The sequence below is a fragment of the Bacillus sp. FH genome (assembly GCF_052216825.1).
Taxonomy (GTDB): Bacteria; Bacillota; Bacilli; order Bacillales; family Bacillaceae_G; genus Bacillus_A; species Bacillus_A paranthracis.
This window is the reverse complement of sequence record NZ_JBQOUU010000001.1, coordinates 565163-580938: the sequence shown is the minus strand read 5'-3', so window position 1 is coordinate 580938 and position 15776 is coordinate 565163. Positions and strand designations below refer to the sequence as shown.

Genomic DNA, 15776 nt, shown 5'->3' with positions numbered 1-15776 from the left:
AAGTAAAATGTCATGTATAGTTTCTATCATTTTCTTTTATAATTGTTTGAAATGTTCTTACATATTGATTTATCTGGGAGAATGTATAGATTTCGATTGATTATATGTAATGAAAAATGAAGGTGTTATGTAACTATTAGGATGTACATTAGAAGAAGTGTGAGGAGGAAGGTATATCTATTAAAATAGCGAGATATACTAAATTAAATATGAGTATTAGATTGAATAAAAAAGTAGTAGCATTAACAGCAGGACTAACGGTATTATCTTCATCGATGGTATCGTTCGCAGAAGAACAGCCATCTGTAAATAACCATCAATCTATAAGTATTCAGGAACAAAGCGGGACAGATCAACTTCAAGTATCAGAAGAACAAGTTTTAAAAAGTATTGAAGAAAGTTTTGAAGGGGTAGATGGACGCGGTGGAGGTACTGTCAATAATAAGAAAGTGGACAGTCTTCAAAGTTCAGAAGGTATTTATGAAGAAACGGGTACATTAACTGTTCCTCACCATTCAGGTAGAACAAAGCGTAGTCTTGTTTTCTCAGCACCTACAGTTTCTAGTACGATAAACGGGGTTCCATTCACGGAATGGATTGTTCCAGCAGGTAACGAGAATATTCGCCCTCAAAATCATATGATTCCAAAGTATATTACAATTCATGAAACTGATAATAAAAGCGTAGGAGCAGGAGCTAAAAGCCACGCTCAATACTTGTATAACCAAGCAGTAGGGGAAACAGACCGAGCTGCATCATGGCACTTTACAGTAGATGATAAAGAAATTTATCAACACTTACCATTAAACGAGAATGGATGGCACGCAGGAGATGGTGATGGGGCGGGTAATAGAGAATCTATTGCAATTGAAATTGCAGTTAATAGTGATGGTGACTACAATAAGGCAGTCGATAACGCTAAGAAACTTGCAGCTTATTTAATGAAAGAAACGGGTGTACCATTAAACAACATCGTAAAACATCAAAAATGGAGTGGTAAAAACTGTCCCGATATGTTGATTAATAGTGGACAATGGGTACCATTCGTAAATGGCGTTGAAGGATATTATAATAAATTTTATCAACCGACAGACGATATAACAGGAGGTTGGTATGAATCGGCTATTCGTGATTTGAACAGAAGAGGTATTATGGTAGGAGAAGGAAACGGCATTTTTGCGCCTAATAGATCTGTAACAAGAGCTGAGTTTGCGCAATTAATCTCGAATTCTTTAAGTCTTCCAGCTGGAGATGCGACGTTTAAAGATTTAAATGATGTAAATTCAACTTTACGAGATGGTATTAAACGTACTGCAAGTGCAGGCATCATTTCTGGTAGAGGAGACGGTAATTTTGACCCTAACACACCTATTACAAGAGAAGAAGCAGCGGTTATTGTAAATAAAGCTTTACAGTACAAAGGAATAAATGGACCATTGGTAAACTTACCATTTACAGATAAAGATCAAATTATCTATAAAGAAGCTGTACAAAGATTATACGGCTTAGGTATTGTAACAGGTATGGGAGATAACCTATATGTCCCTAAAGGAACAACAACTCGTGGTGAAACTGCAGCATTCATTTTAAACATGCTTCAAGTTATTGAAACTGGGAATGTTCAAAAAGGAATTGGTACGGTTGAAATAAATGGTATTGGGGTAAATGTTCGCAGCGGAGCAGGATCTAGCTACTCTGTTGTTAGAAAAGCAAGCAAAGGTGAAAAAGCTACAGTATACGAAGAAAAGAATGGTTGGCTAAGAATTGGTACAAGTGAGTGGGTTTATAATGAGCCTAGCTACATCGTCTATACGAAAGATAAAAATTAAATAGTTACGAGTAAGTCATACATCACATATCTCATGTATTCCCAGGCAATGGACAGCATTTTCTCCATTGCCTGTTTTTGTGTTTCAGTTTTTTAATAGTTAAATAAAAATTTAAAATGGGGTTAGAAGGAAGAGTAATTGCCTGTAAAACATTGACCGTTTTAGGTTAGTTTAGTATATAGGTTTTTCAGTTTTTTCGTAATTTTGTATTTGTGAACGAGAGCTTTTGTTATTACACTATCTTCATTTTTTATCGGCAGAGTGGGGTGAAATATAGGATATTGCAATCCAATTAAAGCTTTACTTTTTCCATAATGCAGTTTTTATATAATATGAAAGTCAACGGCTATAACTACTTAAAATATAGCCGTTTCTTTTTTGGGAATAGAAAGGAAATGAAATTATGGAAAAATCAATAAAAAGTGAATGAATTGGAATGTTTATCTTTAATGAAACTTTTCATACATATGAACAAAACGAAGGAAAAGTACATTGGGAATTGGATGTTAGAAATGAGCATGTACACGTATATGAAATGATAAAAAGAGCAGAAAAGCTTTATATATGCTTAGAGGAATTTGATAAAAATGCTAAGGTCGCTATAGCGGAAGAATTAATAGAGTATAAAAATGATTTTTGGTCTGAATATGATGAGAATGATAAACATTTAAATTGGGAGGCTGTAGACGCAGGGGAGTATGATATAACGAAAGAAACATTTGAGAAGTCTATTACGCTTATGGACATTGTAATGAGAGAAAATGATATATATTGTGAATATAATGATGGAGATTTATTTGGAGGACATAGAATCCATGCTTCTTTTGACTACGAGCACAATTTATTAGATGCAGAAATTTAGTTTTGAGAGATGAAAGTGAAAAGGATTGATTATTATGATCAATCCTTTTTATCATTACTATAAGATAACGGTGAAATAATAAGGAGAGAGTGTCATAGTTTTTAATACGGTCCCCACTCAATATTAACCCCAACAATAAGAAAAATAAGTCCAATAATAAACCAAATGAGTGCAAGAGGAGCCATAAATCGAATCCATTTTCCGTAAGAAATGCCGCTCGCTGCGAGAACGCCCATTAAAACACCGGAAGTTGGATTGAGGCAGTTCACTACACCTTCGCCGAGCATAACAGCTTGTACTGTAACTTGGCCTGTAATGTGCATGAAATCAGCTAACGGAGCTAATAACGGAATAAAAACAACAGATTCACCTGTACCGGATGAAATAAGGAAATGTAATGCGGCACTACTTACATACATACCGATTACGCCAAATACCGGGCTTTGTCCTTCGAGAGACTGTGCGAGTTGGTTAACAATTGTATCAAGTAATTTTCCTTGTTCTAAAATGACTGAAATACAACGAGCCATTCCGACGATCAAAGCACCGTATATGAGATTTTGGCAGCCTGCTAGAAAAGTAGAAGCGATATCGTTTGCTTTCATACCACCTATTATTCCAGCTGTAATTGCGATGAAAATAAAAGTAGCAGTCATTTCTGCGTCTGTCCAATGTAGACGAAAAGCGCCGATTAAAAATGCAATTAATGATAAAGCTGAAACGAGTAAAATTAATTTATGACGTATTGTCCAAGGAACTTCTGTTTTCTGCGCTTCTTTTTCACTTGAAAGAGCATTACTTGGAAACCAGTTATCTTCGAGTATGCTTCCTTTATTCGAATTTTTTAAGCGTTTTACGTACCAATTAATATATAGAATGGTTGCAAGTAAAAAAGAGAGATAGATTGCTGTACGTAAACCAATTCCTGAAAACATTGGGAGTTCCGCGATTTTTTGTGAAATGCCTAAAGGTGAGGGCGATAAAATAGTAGCATTAAAACCAGCATAAGTCCCTAAGTCAACTCCCCCCACTGAGATAAAGCCTTTCAGTGGGGGCATGGGTTAGAACACTAGGTCTTTTCGTCTATCGCTAGACAGTTGACGCTCTAGCATTCATGCCACCTTATGGTAACACCCCAAGTATGTTTTTGGTTGGTACTGGCAACGAACGATTGCTTTCCCACTTGCACCACCCTTTCGAAAAAGAGCAGTTCTCCCTTATGGAAGAAGCCACCACTCAGATGAATCAGGCGTGTGCTACAAGCCCCGACAAGTCGCGTACACATGGATGGTTGACGCACCCACTAAGCTATGCGCGAAGCAACAGCCTTACGTTTTTGTACTTCTAATAGAATCGGCGTTTTCACTTTGAGATTGTCATCCAATTGTACAACTCTTGATTTTTGCAATGTATTCAGGGCACCATTAATATCAGCATGGATACATGTTCCTGCTTTACTTTGGTACAGACCACGCGTAATTCGTTTGCCACTAAAGCAATACTGCGTCTTATCATCCTTAGACCAAACCGGAACCGGATCTTTATCAATAAAACTAGCTTTTGAAGTATAGCTTTCTTCTTGTTTGAAAAATCGGATGCCTTCTTTTATACATTTATTCTCAATTGCTGCCATCAATTTTTGAAATGGGATTTGCACAAACTTTTGATTATTCTTTTTCCCCATATGAGAGTTTTGTTTCCAACCAGCGTTATACCCTATAACAATCGTATCTATATCGAATTCTTTCACTTTTTTGAACAACAGACCTACTGTTTGTGCAATGTAACCGTTTATTTGTCTTTCTCGTTTATGCCAAAGTGCGGCCATTTTATTCGTTACAATACGTTTTGAAATTCCATTGTCCATATTTTTCTGCCCTAGATTACATATCATTTTGTTGAAGTATTGATTTATGGATTTTAGTTTTTTTCCATCGATTAAGAAGGCATCACCTGTATTGGTTACGCAACTTACTAATCTATCTACACCTAAATCGCAACTCAAAGCGTTACTCGTAGTCGTGGATGGTTTCTTCATTTGAGAAACGTGCATTTCATATGTGTAATGCACCTCAAAGAACCGACCTTTTTGCTTCGGTACAATCTCAATGTAGGAGATTTTTTTATTCTTTAAGTTTTTCGGCATACGTATTTTAATAGAACCGAATTTTTTTCTGAATGCCACATTCATTGGAATCATCCAATACCCATTATCATCTACTTTTGGAACTTGATAGATTTCAACGATTCGTTTGTCGGTGGAACGAGAATAATTTGGGAACTTCGGACGACCTGTGAACTTCTCAGGATTTTTTTTTCCACTGTTCCAATGCTTTAAAAAAGCTCTTCACTTCTGTAAATAAGGTTCTACGAATCGCTTGAACAGAGTTTGATTGCATGCCCCAGTAGTTGGTGTCGGCTTGCATGGCAGTGTCCACTTCTTTTATAGTAGCCATTTTATTATCGTTCAAATAACTTTGTTTAATCGTGTACAATCCAACATTTCGCAATGCTTTTGAATTATGTGACATGCGCTGCAGTAAGCGAAATTCTTTAGCTGTGAGGCAAACTCGTCCGATATTCTGTTTCTGCGTGAAGCGTTGCATGTTTTCTCTTTTCTTTTGTTTACGTAATACTTTCACTGCTTTCTTTCTGGCCATTGTTTTCACCGCTTTTCTTAGAGGGAGTATTAAAATTATTTTTGATAAATTAATATTTAGAAAGAAATGGAACAAGAATATGTTCTTCATCGAAATTCCTTTTGGATCAAGTAGCGGAATGATAATCATTATCTAATTTCGTTGTCTTACAATCTATTCCCTTCTTATCTACATTATATCGTAAGACAAAAAGAAACAAACATTCGCCCTCAAAAATTATTATGAGCGAAACAAAAGCGTTCAGCCTACCTTATGACGGCAATTAAGGCAATAGTTTTTCTGTCCTTTTCCCGCACATACAAATTCTTGCAACATTAGACAGGGAAACGAAAATAATCCAAGAATATGTTAAATAGAAAGTAAAAAGAAAAGAGGGAAAAAGATGTGGAAAACTACGGATCTATGTGATGAGTTTGAAAATAAATTACAAATATGTCGCCAATCTTTTCGGTCTTTTGGGAAGAAAGAAAAATTCTACGGGAAAATTGCAACGGTAAAAGTGAAGGATGATAATGTACTAGTGAAGGAAGGATTACAAACATTACCAGAAGGAACGGTATTAGTTGTTGATGGGGGAGCGTCTACGAATTGTGCGTTACTCGGTGATAATTTGGCAGCTATTGCGGAGGAAAGAAAGCTAGCAGGAATTATTGTATATGGATACGTTCGTGATTCTAGTGAACTAAAGAATATAAATATAGGTATTTTAGCGTTAGGGACAATGCCGAATAGAAGTGTAAAAGAAGGGAAAGGAGAACGAAATATTTCATTGCAATTTGGGCAAGTTGAATGGAAGCCGAATGAATATGTGTATGTGGATGAAGATGGCGTCATTATTAGTGAAAAGAGTTTGCATCGTTAAAGGTTAGTAAGTTACTATTCTTAGAAAATAAATCCGATAAAGCATGGACAAAATTCTTTGTCAATAGTAAAATAATACAGAAATTTAAAATTAACAGAATGTATAGGTTTATCGTTTTACGATAACTTAAATGGAAGTAAGTTGTGCCTAGAAAAGTGAATGTTATCACAATGATACGTTCATGAACAAAATTATTTTTCCTATACAAATATAGCCGCGAATGATGCGGGTAGGAGGTGTTGCACAGTTTGTTCGACACTTACAAAAAAAGAGTGTCAATTGCACGCCCTTGAAGGGCCTTTTTTTGTGTGAATAGTAGTAAGGGAGGAAATTTTGGGATGGCAATATTAAAAAAATGGCTGCTTACGTCGTTAATGGCAGTTACACTTGTATTTGTTTCTTTTGCGAATACAGTACATATTACGTTTGCTGAAGGAAATACAGCAAAACTTGCAATTATTGGTGAATCACAAAAGGGCATTATGTTATGTCCGAAAGAAGAGCAAATTAAAGATGGGGAAACAGCTTTAAGCTTGCTACAAAAAGTCATGGGGGACAAAGTAGAAGCTGAAACGATGTCGTTTGGAACGTATGTAAAAGGCATTGATGGGCTAATGGCCGGGGCTACAAGTGGCTGGCTGTATGATGTAAATGATAAATCTGCAGAAGTTGGAGCGGATAGTTATAAATTAAAATCTGGAGATGTTGTTGTTTTCCGCTTTGTTTCAGACTGGAACAATATGAGTCAAGAAACATTACAACAAACATTAGATAAATTTGGTACTTGTAAAACTGTAGAAGAACCAAAAACAGATGATCCAAAACAAGAAAAACCAGAAGAACCAAAGACGGATGATCCAAAGCAAGAGAAACCAGAAGAACCAAAGACGGATGATCCAAAACAAGAAAAGCCAGAAGAACCAAAAATGGATGATCCAAAACAAGAAAAGCCAGAAGAACCGAAGACGGATGATCCAAAACAAGAAAAACCAGAACAACCAAAGCAAGAGAACATTCAAATTCCAGCAGCACAAGTAAATGACGCGATCTCTAAGACGTCTGAAAAGATGTTACAAGATGGAATTGAAAGTGATTGGGTAGCGCTAGGTCTTTCTCGTTCTGGAAAGAATATACCAATCGAGGCGAAATTAAATTATGTTAAGGCTGTAACTGAAAAGGTAGAAAAGCGCGTTAATCGTTTTTCAGCGACAGATTTAGCTAGAACGATTATTATGATGAATGCAATGAATGCAGACCCAAAAATGGTAGGCGAACATAATTTAGTTCAAAAATTGTACGAATCAGATAAAGTGAATTCTGTTACAGGTTATACATTTGCTTTACTTGCATTTGATACGAAAAAATATGAAATTCCAGTAGATTCAAAATGGAATCGAGTTGCTTTAGTAGATGCACTTTTAAACGCGCAGCATACGGATGGCGGCTGGACTTATGATAGTGCAAGCAGTAAAGACAGCGCGAGTAGCGTTGATGTAACAGGTATGGTTTTATCAGCATTAGCTCCTTATCAAGACCGTGAAGATGTGAAACCAGCTGTGCAAAAGGCTGTCGCATACTTATATAATGAACAACTAGAAAATGGCGGTTTCTCTGCTGATGGACAAGAGAATTCTAATAGTGTTGCGCAAGCAATTATTGGATTATCCCTTGTGAAAGATGTAGATCAAAACCGTCTTCATAAGGCAGTGCAAAATCTATTGTCATATCAACTTCCAAATGGTGAATTTAAATGGTTACCAGGCGATCAAACCGGTAGCGGAATGGCAACAGAGCAAGCATTATTAGCTTTACTTCAGTTTAAAGACCTTGGAAAATCGATTTATGACTGGTCAACTGAATCTGTTACTGAAATTAATCCAAAACCAAATGTAGATTCAGAAAATGTTGTGGTGGAAAAAGAAGTTACTGAACAACCAGAAGAACAAAAACAAGTGCAACAAGAAACAAAAGATGACACTTTAAAAGTTGTTGTGGATAACGAACCGGTTAAAAATAAAAAATCCGGAAACGGTAGCACATTACCAAAAACAGGAGCATCTTCTCATAGTGCAGCGACAGAAGTAGGTATGGGTGTATTATGTATTGCTTCTGCATATGTATTATGGAGACGTAAAGCAGCTTAACAAAAATTAGGAGCAATCATTTGCTCCTAATTTTTAATATGAAAGGTGAGAGGCAACATGAGTAAGATGAAATGGTTTATTTCTTTACTGCTTTCACTTGGGCTACTTGCCGGATGTGAAGAGGCAGCGGTAAAGCCTGAGAAGAAAGTAGAACCGAAGCAAGAAGAAGTAGCAAAACAAGAAGAGAAAAAAGATGAAGCGAAGCCGGAAGAAAAACCGGAGGAAAAACAAGCTGAACAAGAGCAAAATAAGCAAGACGAACAGAAAGAGAAACAAGAACAAAAAGTAGAAGAGAAGCCGAAAGAAGAAAAGCCGCAGGCACAGCCGGAAGTAAAGAAGGAAGAAAAACCTCAGGAACAGCCTGCTGTTAATAAACAACCAGAACAACAAAAAGCACAAGAAGAGAAACAACAAGAGCAACAACCGAAAGCACCAGAAGTAAAAGAAGAAGCGAAGGTTGTAAATCAACCGAAAGAAACACCGAAGCAGGAGCAGAAGATTGATCCGAATAAAGAGGAGAAAACGATACCGACTCCGCAAGTACCAACTCCTGAACCACCAAAACCAAAACCAGATCCAGTACCAGTACCTAAAGCAAAACAAGTTACGATCTCAGTAAAAGGTAATGAAGGATATTTATTAGGTGCAAAAAAGGTGGATGTACAAGAAGGTGATACAGTTTATAAAGTATTGCAGCGTACAGGATTAGATGTGGATGCAATGGGCTCTAAAGATGGAGTTTATGTAAAAGGTATTAATGATTTATATGAAAAAGATATTACCGCTACTAGTGGATGGAAATATCGTGTGAACGGTGCGTTTCCAAACCATAGTGCAGGTGTAGTTACAGTAAAACCAGGCGATACAATCGAGTGGGTGTTTGTATTAAAATAAGAAAGGCATTCGGTAAAGGACTATGAAAATAAGTTTTTCTTCTTTACATCCTTTTGTGAATTTTTTCTATTATATCGGGGTGATGATACTATGTATGATGTGTCTTCATCCTCTTTTTTTAATTGGAGCAATACTATTAATTGTTATTTTAAATGTGATGCAAGGGAATAGCGAAAAGGTAAGAAAGATGTTACCGAGCACAATCGTTTTCTTTTTTATGGTCATTTTATTTAATTCGCTATTAACACATAGAGGCCGAACGACATTATTTTGGTTAGGTGATAGCCGTATTAAACTTGAGGCAATTATGTTTGGAGTAGTAATGGGGTTATTACTAGTGGCGATTATGTTTACGTTTGCTTCGTATAATGATATTATTTCAAGTCATAAATTTTTATATTTGTTTTCTAGAATTTCACCGAAAGTAGCATTGTTAACGATGATTACAGTGAGATTTGTTCCTTTGTTTATGAGGCGATTACAGAAAATAACACTCGTCCAAAAGACGAAAGGTGTACAGGTAGATGCAGGTTCCATTGTGGAACGTGTGAAAAATGGTATGCAACTATTGCAAGTATTATTAATTTGTTCATTGGAAGATGCACTGCAAACGGCAGATTCTATGCAAGCTCGTGGATTTGGTGTAACGAAACGTACGACATATATTCGCTATAGAATGGAAAAACTAGATTGGTATACGCTCAGTTGTTTAAGTATTCTATTTATAGTTGCTATTATATGTAGTACGTATGGCGGGGGAAAGTTAATCATTTATCCGAAAGTCGAATCTATTTTATTTCAGCAATACGATGGGATGATGTTTGTTGTATTTACGATGTTTATTAGTTTACCAATCATAATGGAAGGAAGGGAATGGGTATGGTGGCGCATGCAGAAATAAACAATTTATCATTTGTATATGCTGATGAAAACGAAGAAGCGTTACAGCATATTTCTCTTTCTGTTCAAAAAGGAGAGTTTATTGCACTTGCTGGAGGATCAGGATCTGGAAAGACGACTTTATTAAAACATTTTAAAAAGGAATTACTTCCAATCGGTAAGCGTACTGGGGATACATATTATAATGGTACTTTATTAGAAAATGTACCGGATTTGTTATCTGCTCAAGAAATTGGTATGGTATTTCAAAATCCAGAAAATCAACTCGTAATGGATACAGTAATTCAAGAATTAGCGTTTTCTTTAGAAAATATTGGATTACCATCACATATTATTCAAAAAAGAATAGCAGAGCTCATTAGTTTCTTAGGATTTCAAGATTTATTGCATCAATCTGTTCATACGTTATCTGGCGGACAGAAGCAACTTGTTAATTTAGCTGCCGTATTAGTAATGCAACCGAAATTATTATTATTAGATGAACCGACAGCGCAGTTAGATCCAATTGCCGCAAAAGAGTTTTTAGGATTGTTAAAGCGTATTAATGAAGAACTTGGAATTACGATCGTTTTAAGTGAACATCGTTTAGATGAAGTAATACCACTTGCAACGCGCGTTATTTGTATGAGTAACGGCCAAATCGTGTATGACGGTAGTCCGAAAACGGTTGTAGCAAATATGTGGGAAGTAGAAAAGTTCCGGCCATTTATTCCGCAAATTCCAAGATTGTTTTTAGAGTGGAATACGAAAGATATTCCGTTTACAGTGCGAGAAGCGCAAATGAAAATGAATGATTTTTCAGCGATGTCATATGTAAGTGAGCCAATAGCACAAAGTGAAAAGCAAGAAGTCATTTTAAGTGCCGAGCATATTTCATTCCAATATGAAAAAAATAGTCCGCTCATTTTACGAGATTTAACAGTATCGATTGAAAAAGGAAAATGGGTAGCTCTCGTTGGAAAGAATGGGACAGGGAAGTCTACACTGTTAACGCTTTTAGCTGGATTGCAAAAAGCGAGAAGAGGGAAAGTAAAGTGGAATGGGAAAGTGATACATAAAGTTGATTCGAAAGAACGATTTAAAAGTATTGGGTATGTATCACAGCATCCGTATTATCATTTTACATTTGATACAGTGTGGGACGAAGTGTATGAACGAGCGCGTGAATTATATGGAGAACAAGGAAACGAAATAGCAGAACATCAGCTTAAAAAGTTTTGGCTATATGCACTTAAAGAACGCCATCCACATGATTGTAGCGGGGGAGAGCAACAACTACTTGCATTATGTACAACGTTATTATCAAAGCCGACTTTATTATTACTGGATGAACCGACAAAGGGACTCGATCCATGGAAGAAAGAGAGAGTAGGAGAGTTATTTAGGAAACTGCAAAAAGAAGGTACAACAATTGTAATGGCAACGCATGATATTGAGTTTGCAGCGAAATACGTGGATCAATGTATGATGTTATTTGATGGAGCAGTCATTATGAATAATGCACCGAAGGAATTTTTTAGTGGCAACTTCTTTTATACAACATCTATCAATCGATTCATTCGAAAAGAATTGCCATATGCATTAACGTGGGAGGATGTGTACGAAGCGTGTCCAAACGATATGTTGCATTCATAATATGTATTTTTGCAGTAATAATAGGCACATTACTCTTTACTACACTTATCATGGATGGGTATTACATGTTAAGTAGTTTGTTTTTATTAGTCGTTATTATGTTACCTTTCTATATCCGCTTTGAAAGAAAGGCGTTTGTTTCACGTGAAATTGTTCTCGTTGCCGTGTTAGCAGCAATTGCAGCAGTGAGCCGCGTACCATTTTCTATTTTACCGAGTGTACAACCGACTTCTTTTGTTATTATTGTTTCTGCAATCGTGTTCGGAAGTGAAACTGGATTTATGATCGGGGCAACAGCGGCGATTGTGTCTAATATCTTTTTAGGACAAGGTCCGTGGACGCCGTGGCAAATGTTTTCATGGGGTATGATTGGTTTTATAGCTGGATTATTACGTAATACGTTCTTAATGAAAAAGCTATGGGGAAGACTACTATACGGATTGTTTGTTGGATTTTTATTTGGCTGGATCATGAATTTCTGGGGACTTCTCGGTTTTATACGAGAGGCAACGTGGGAAACAGTCATTTCGTATTATATCGCAAGTTTTTATTTCGATTTGAGCCATGCAATTTCGAATGTTGTTTTCTTACTATTATTTAGTACGTCTTGGATTACGATTCTTACAAGATTTAAAAAGAAATATGGCATATTGGATAAGCATAACATGGTATAGAAAAGCATACTCATATAAGGTAGGGTCGCGACTTACATATTCGTTTGCCTCTTTCATGCTTCTTACATATTGTAAGGAGCATTTTTTATTGTCAAAAAATAGTCCAATATATATCCGTTACCATATAAAATTATTTGTATAATAGTAGGTGAGAATTATTTTCAAAAGGGAGGTGTATAGTTAATGAAGTTAGTTATTCCGAAGCAACATGGTGCATGGGCGATGCTTGTTATACCATTTCTATTAAGTGTCATACTTGGGAAACCTACTATGTATCATATTCCATTGTTTTTAGCTTGGTTCTTTATCTATTTAGCTACGTATCCATTTCTTATGTACATAAAACAAAAACGGAAAAAAGAGTATTTACATGCTTCAATTGTATATTTTATTATTGCGGTCATATTTGGGATGATTTCTCTATTATATGAATGGCGCATTCTTTTATTCGTAATAGTCATGATTCCATTCTTTATAGTAAATATGTATTACGCTCGTCAAAAAAATGAAAGAGCATTATTAAATGACGTTAGTGCAATTATTGTTTTCTGTATAGGTGGTTTAGTTAGTTATTATTTTTCAATGAAACTGATAGATAAAACAGCATTATTTATTGCGCTTATTTCATTTTTATATTTTTTAGGAAGTACGTTTTATGTGAAAACGATGATACGTGAGAAAAATAATCCGAAGTATCGTTATATATCTTGGGGTTATCATATCATGTTAACGGTCATCGTATTTGCTATTAATCCGTTGTGTTCTCTTATTTTTATACCAAGTGTCATTCGAGCCATTATATTGTATGGCAAAAAAATTTCTATTATAAAAGTAGGGATTTTAGAAATTGTGAATTCTGTATATTTTTTAATCATAACGGCAATAATTATGAAGTATGCCATTTGAAAAAACTTCCCACCTTATGATGGGAAGTTTTTTCAATCTTGTTCTAAAATGTGAACGGTGTAATCGCAGCGTTGAATAGCTTGTTCGATCGCATAAAGAGATTGCTCAATACGAGCGCGATTAAAATCTTTTTCAACAGTCTGTAATGCTGCTTCTAAACATTGTTTTGCTTCTTGTAATGATTGAAAAGAGTCTTGGACATATCCGCGGGCATTTTCGTGCATTTCATAATCCTCCTTGCATACTCATATATGTATAGTATGAACAGTAAAGAAGAAAATATAATTTGTTATATTTGTTTGACAATTGAAATGAAATTACGTATAGTAAGAATTAAGTGAATATTTTCTTATCCAGAGAGGTGGAGGGACTGGCCCGATGAAACCCAGCAACCGCGATGCAGGTGCTAATTCCAGCAGAACATATTTGTTCTGGGAGATAAGACGAAGATATATACGTAACTTCTTCTTATCGGAGAGGTTTTTTTATTGCAAAAAAACCGATTACGAAAATTTATATTAAGAAGAAAGGGGTTGCGCGTTACTGTGACACTCGAAAAATACGTAAAACTGCGTAGTACAGTTTATGAATATATGATAGAGCAAGATAAGCCGATATCATTGTTAGATATTCAAGAACATATCGTTTCGCATCATGAAGGAAAATTCACGAAAAAGATGTTACATCAATTTTATTTATCAAGACTATTAGATGAACTGAAACTGGATGGGAAAATTACATTAGCTGATGAATATCTCTATACTGAAAAAGGGGTATTTTATAAGGCGAGAAAAGGGAGCTAAGCTCTCTTTTTTTGAAGTATGTAGAGTAAAAGACTGCTTAAGCAGCCTGATACAGGGAATGGTGTTGAGTGTGTAGTGTCAAAGATTGAATGTGCCTGAAAGAGGCACTTCATATCGGCTGCAAATGAAAAGAGACACCTTCGCCGAATAGGTGTCAGTCGTTTTGTCATATAGACTTGCTATTTGACAGTTATTAGAATAACATGCAGTGGCTCTAGAAGTCAAAAGGGAATTAAAGGAAGAGGGGTTGTTATGTACGCTTATTTAATAAAAGAACTATATAGGCATATTCCGAAATATATTATTGATAGAGGATATGAATATTATGAAGATGGACATGTAGAAGATGTAGAAATACATAATAATAAAGTATTTGCATTTGTAACTGGAAATGCAGGGGATTATGAAGTGGTCATCGATCTCGAAGATTTTTCAGAAAGTAATTGTGAATGTCCATATGAAAATTATTGTAAGCATATGGCGGCAGTTGTTTATGATATGCAAGATGCTGGTGAGAGTAAGGTGAAAGAGAAACTGAAAGATTTAGAAAAGGAAGAGTTACTCACAGTATTAAATCGTTTATTGCAAAGTTCAAAAAACGTGCAAATTGTAGAGAAGATGTTAAAGAAGGGGAAACTTTAACTTATAGAGGGAGTTGTTTTGTAGTGAATGTGCTCATTGTATACGCTCATCCTAGTTCTTCAAGTTTTAACGCGGCAATTTTAAATCATGTGCAAAAAGGACTAAAGGAAACAAATCATTCAGTTACCGTACTTGATTTATATAAGGAGCAATTTGATCCAGTCCTTGTATTTAATGAAGAGAAGAAAAGACGTGATTTAGTAAATGAAGAAGAAACAGCTCGGTATAGGACATTAGTAGAAGAAGCGGATATGCTTCTATTCATCTATCCGATATGGTGGTGGGGGATGCCAGCTATTTTAAAAGGATTTATTGATCGTATTTTCGTTGCTGGATTTGCTTATAAATATGAAGGTGCTCTGCCTAAAGGGTTATTGAAAGGGAAGAAGGCATGGGTGATTAATACGCTAGATTCACCGTTATGGTACGTCGCACTATTATATCGATCAGCAGATTGGATTATAATGAAGAGAGGTGTTTTACGTTTTTGCGGCATTCGCGATATAAAACGGTCAGTATTTCAATCTGTAAAAACGAGTAAACGAGAGAAGCGGGAAAAGTGGTTATTACAAATAGAAGAAAAGGCTCGTACATTATGAATGAAATGGAACGTATTATAAACTGTTGTGGGTATGATAACGAACTTTTTCGAACGTATATTACATGTTTACTTCAATTGAAGAAATGTAGCGAAACATTTCAGCAAATTCAAATACAATTAAGAAATGACTACTTGATAAGAGGAATTTGTGAAAGAGAAGTGGATGAAGTAGTAAGGGGAAGTAAAGAATATGATACATATTTTCTTCCTAAAGCATTACAGTGGGATTTCCTTAAGAACAATCCACATTTAATTGAAAAAGTATGTGAAGATTTTTTTGCATTTGAGGCATTACATCTTACGGAGATAGAGTGGAAGACCATAATAAATTGCGTGGGAAATAAATGATTTATTATGTAAAAAA

General features: G+C 35.6%; 14 protein-coding genes, 2 pseudogenes and 1 riboswitch. Of the genes and pseudogenes, 13 read left to right on the top strand and 3 right to left on the bottom strand.

From position 1 onward, the window contains the following. Positions 1-209: 209 nt before the first annotated feature. On the top strand, positions 210-1829 hold the full coding sequence (locus tag ACTT1L_RS03160; protein WP_074543626.1) for an S-layer homology domain-containing protein: 1620 nt from the start codon (positions 210-212) through the stop codon (positions 1827-1829). A gap of 436 nt (positions 1830-2265) precedes the next feature. Beyond that, entirely contained in the window at positions 2266-2691 is a 426-nt protein-coding gene (locus ACTT1L_RS03155) for a DUF2262 domain-containing protein (RefSeq protein ID WP_061130524.1), read from the top strand. Positions 2692-2792: 101 nt separating this feature from the next. On the opposite strand, the pseudogene ACTT1L_RS03150 reads toward ACTT1L_RS03155, so the two are convergent. Together ACTT1L_RS03150 and ACTT1L_RS03145 are read right to left on the bottom strand one after the other, a co-directional pair. Further along, positions 2793-3713, bottom strand: a pseudogene (locus tag ACTT1L_RS03150) (Na+/H+ antiporter NhaC family protein); the annotation flags it as partial. Between the two features lie 281 nt (positions 3714-3994). Then, positions 3995-5351 (bottom strand): annotated as a pseudogene (locus ACTT1L_RS03145) (RNA-guided endonuclease TnpB family protein). A 382-nt stretch (positions 5352-5733) separates the two neighbouring features. Here ACTT1L_RS03145 and rraA point away from each other — a divergent pair. From rraA to ACTT1L_RS03110, 7 genes are all read left to right on the top strand, one after another. Continuing rightward, on the top strand, positions 5734-6213 hold the full coding sequence (rraA, locus tag ACTT1L_RS03140; RefSeq protein ID WP_000266068.1) for a ribonuclease E activity regulator RraA: 480 nt from the start codon (positions 5734-5736) through the stop codon (positions 6211-6213). Positions 6214-6551: 338 nt separating this feature from the next. Continuing rightward, positions 6552-8357, top strand: coding sequence for a DUF4430 domain-containing protein (locus ACTT1L_RS03135; RefSeq protein ID WP_442821792.1), 1806 nt, complete (start codon positions 6552-6554; stop codon positions 8355-8357). 57 nt (positions 8358-8414) lie between these two features. Next, positions 8415-9251: a DUF4430 domain-containing protein gene (locus ACTT1L_RS03130; RefSeq protein ID WP_061130526.1), complete on the top strand. Its 837-nt coding sequence runs from the start codon at positions 8415-8417 to the stop codon at positions 9249-9251. Between the two features lie 22 nt (positions 9252-9273). Next, on the top strand, positions 9274-10152 hold the full coding sequence (locus ACTT1L_RS03125) for an energy-coupling factor transporter transmembrane component T (protein WP_242277421.1): 879 nt from the start codon (positions 9274-9276) through the stop codon (positions 10150-10152). Beyond that, complete coding sequence (locus ACTT1L_RS03120) at positions 10125-11786, top strand: ABC transporter ATP-binding protein (protein ID WP_442821791.1); 1662 nt, start codon at positions 10125-10127, stop codon at positions 11784-11786. The genes ACTT1L_RS03125 and ACTT1L_RS03120 overlap by 28 nt, the downstream gene beginning before the upstream one ends. After that, a complete protein-coding gene (locus ACTT1L_RS03115; protein WP_002170204.1) occupies positions 11759-12460 on the top strand; it encodes an ECF transporter S component in 702 nt (233 codons plus the stop codon). Before ACTT1L_RS03120 ends, ACTT1L_RS03115 begins: the two co-directional genes overlap by 28 nt. A 183-nt stretch (positions 12461-12643) precedes the next feature. Beyond that, on the top strand, positions 12644-13366 hold the full coding sequence (locus tag ACTT1L_RS03110; RefSeq protein ID WP_061130529.1) for a YwiC-like family protein: 723 nt from the start codon (positions 12644-12646) through the stop codon (positions 13364-13366). A gap of 32 nt (positions 13367-13398) precedes the next feature. Here ACTT1L_RS03110 and ACTT1L_RS03105 read toward each other — a convergent pair whose 3' ends face one another. After that, a complete protein-coding gene (locus tag ACTT1L_RS03105) occupies positions 13399-13590 on the bottom strand; it encodes a hypothetical protein (protein WP_000545001.1) in 192 nt (63 codons plus the stop codon). A gap of 122 nt (positions 13591-13712) precedes the next feature. Then, positions 13713-13811: riboswitch (SAM riboswitch) on the top strand. Positions 13812-13911: 100 nt separating this feature from the next. Here ACTT1L_RS03105 and ACTT1L_RS03100 point away from each other — a divergent pair. The 4 genes from ACTT1L_RS03100 to ACTT1L_RS03085 all read left to right on the top strand — a co-directional run bounded on the left by ACTT1L_RS03100 (position 13912) and on the right by ACTT1L_RS03085 (position 15760). Beyond that, positions 13912-14169: a hypothetical protein gene (locus tag ACTT1L_RS03100; protein ID WP_000171478.1), complete on the top strand. Its 258-nt coding sequence runs from the start codon at positions 13912-13914 to the stop codon at positions 14167-14169. A 252-nt stretch (positions 14170-14421) separates the two neighbouring features. Continuing rightward, positions 14422-14811, top strand: coding sequence for an SWIM zinc finger family protein (locus ACTT1L_RS03095; protein ID WP_048556804.1), 390 nt, complete (start codon positions 14422-14424; stop codon positions 14809-14811). 23 nt (positions 14812-14834) lie between these two features. Next, the gene (locus ACTT1L_RS03090) at positions 14835-15410 is read left to right on the top strand and encodes an NAD(P)H-dependent oxidoreductase (RefSeq protein WP_442821790.1); all 576 of its coding nucleotides are present in this window, start codon (positions 14835-14837) and stop codon (positions 15408-15410) included. Further along, a complete protein-coding gene (locus ACTT1L_RS03085) occupies positions 15407-15760 on the top strand; it encodes a group-specific protein (protein WP_061130531.1) in 354 nt (117 codons plus the stop codon). Before ACTT1L_RS03090 ends, ACTT1L_RS03085 begins: the two co-directional genes overlap by 4 nt. Positions 15761-15776: the final 16 nt, after the last annotated feature.

Bases quoted from the DNA above. Each gene is read 5' to 3' on its own strand.
- ACTT1L_RS03160 (WP_074543626.1), top strand. From the start codon at position 210: ATGAGTATTAGATTGAATAAAAAAGTAGTAGCATTAACAGCAGGACTA.
- ACTT1L_RS03155 (WP_061130524.1), top strand. From the start codon at position 2,266: ATGTTTATCTTTAATGAAACTTTTCATACATATGAACAAAACGAAGGA.
- rraA (WP_000266068.1), top strand. From the start codon at position 5,734: ATGTGGAAAACTACGGATCTATGTGATGAGTTTGAAAATAAATTACAA.
- ACTT1L_RS03135 (WP_442821792.1), top strand. From the start codon at position 6,552: ATGGCAATATTAAAAAAATGGCTGCTTACGTCGTTAATGGCAGTTACA.
- ACTT1L_RS03130 (WP_061130526.1), top strand. From the start codon at position 8,415: ATGAGTAAGATGAAATGGTTTATTTCTTTACTGCTTTCACTTGGGCTA.
- ACTT1L_RS03125 (WP_242277421.1), top strand. From the start codon at position 9,274: ATGAAAATAAGTTTTTCTTCTTTACATCCTTTTGTGAATTTTTTCTAT.
- ACTT1L_RS03120 (WP_442821791.1), top strand. From the start codon at position 10,125: ATGGGTATGGTGGCGCATGCAGAAATAAACAATTTATCATTTGTATAT.
- ACTT1L_RS03110 (WP_061130529.1), top strand. From the start codon at position 12,644: ATGAAGTTAGTTATTCCGAAGCAACATGGTGCATGGGCGATGCTTGTT.
- ACTT1L_RS03105 (WP_000545001.1), bottom strand. From the start codon at position 13,590: ATGCACGAAAATGCCCGCGGATATGTCCAAGACTCTTTTCAATCATTA.
- ACTT1L_RS03095 (WP_048556804.1), top strand. From the start codon at position 14,422: ATGTACGCTTATTTAATAAAAGAACTATATAGGCATATTCCGAAATAT.
- ACTT1L_RS03085 (WP_061130531.1), top strand. From the start codon at position 15,407: ATGAATGAAATGGAACGTATTATAAACTGTTGTGGGTATGATAACGAA.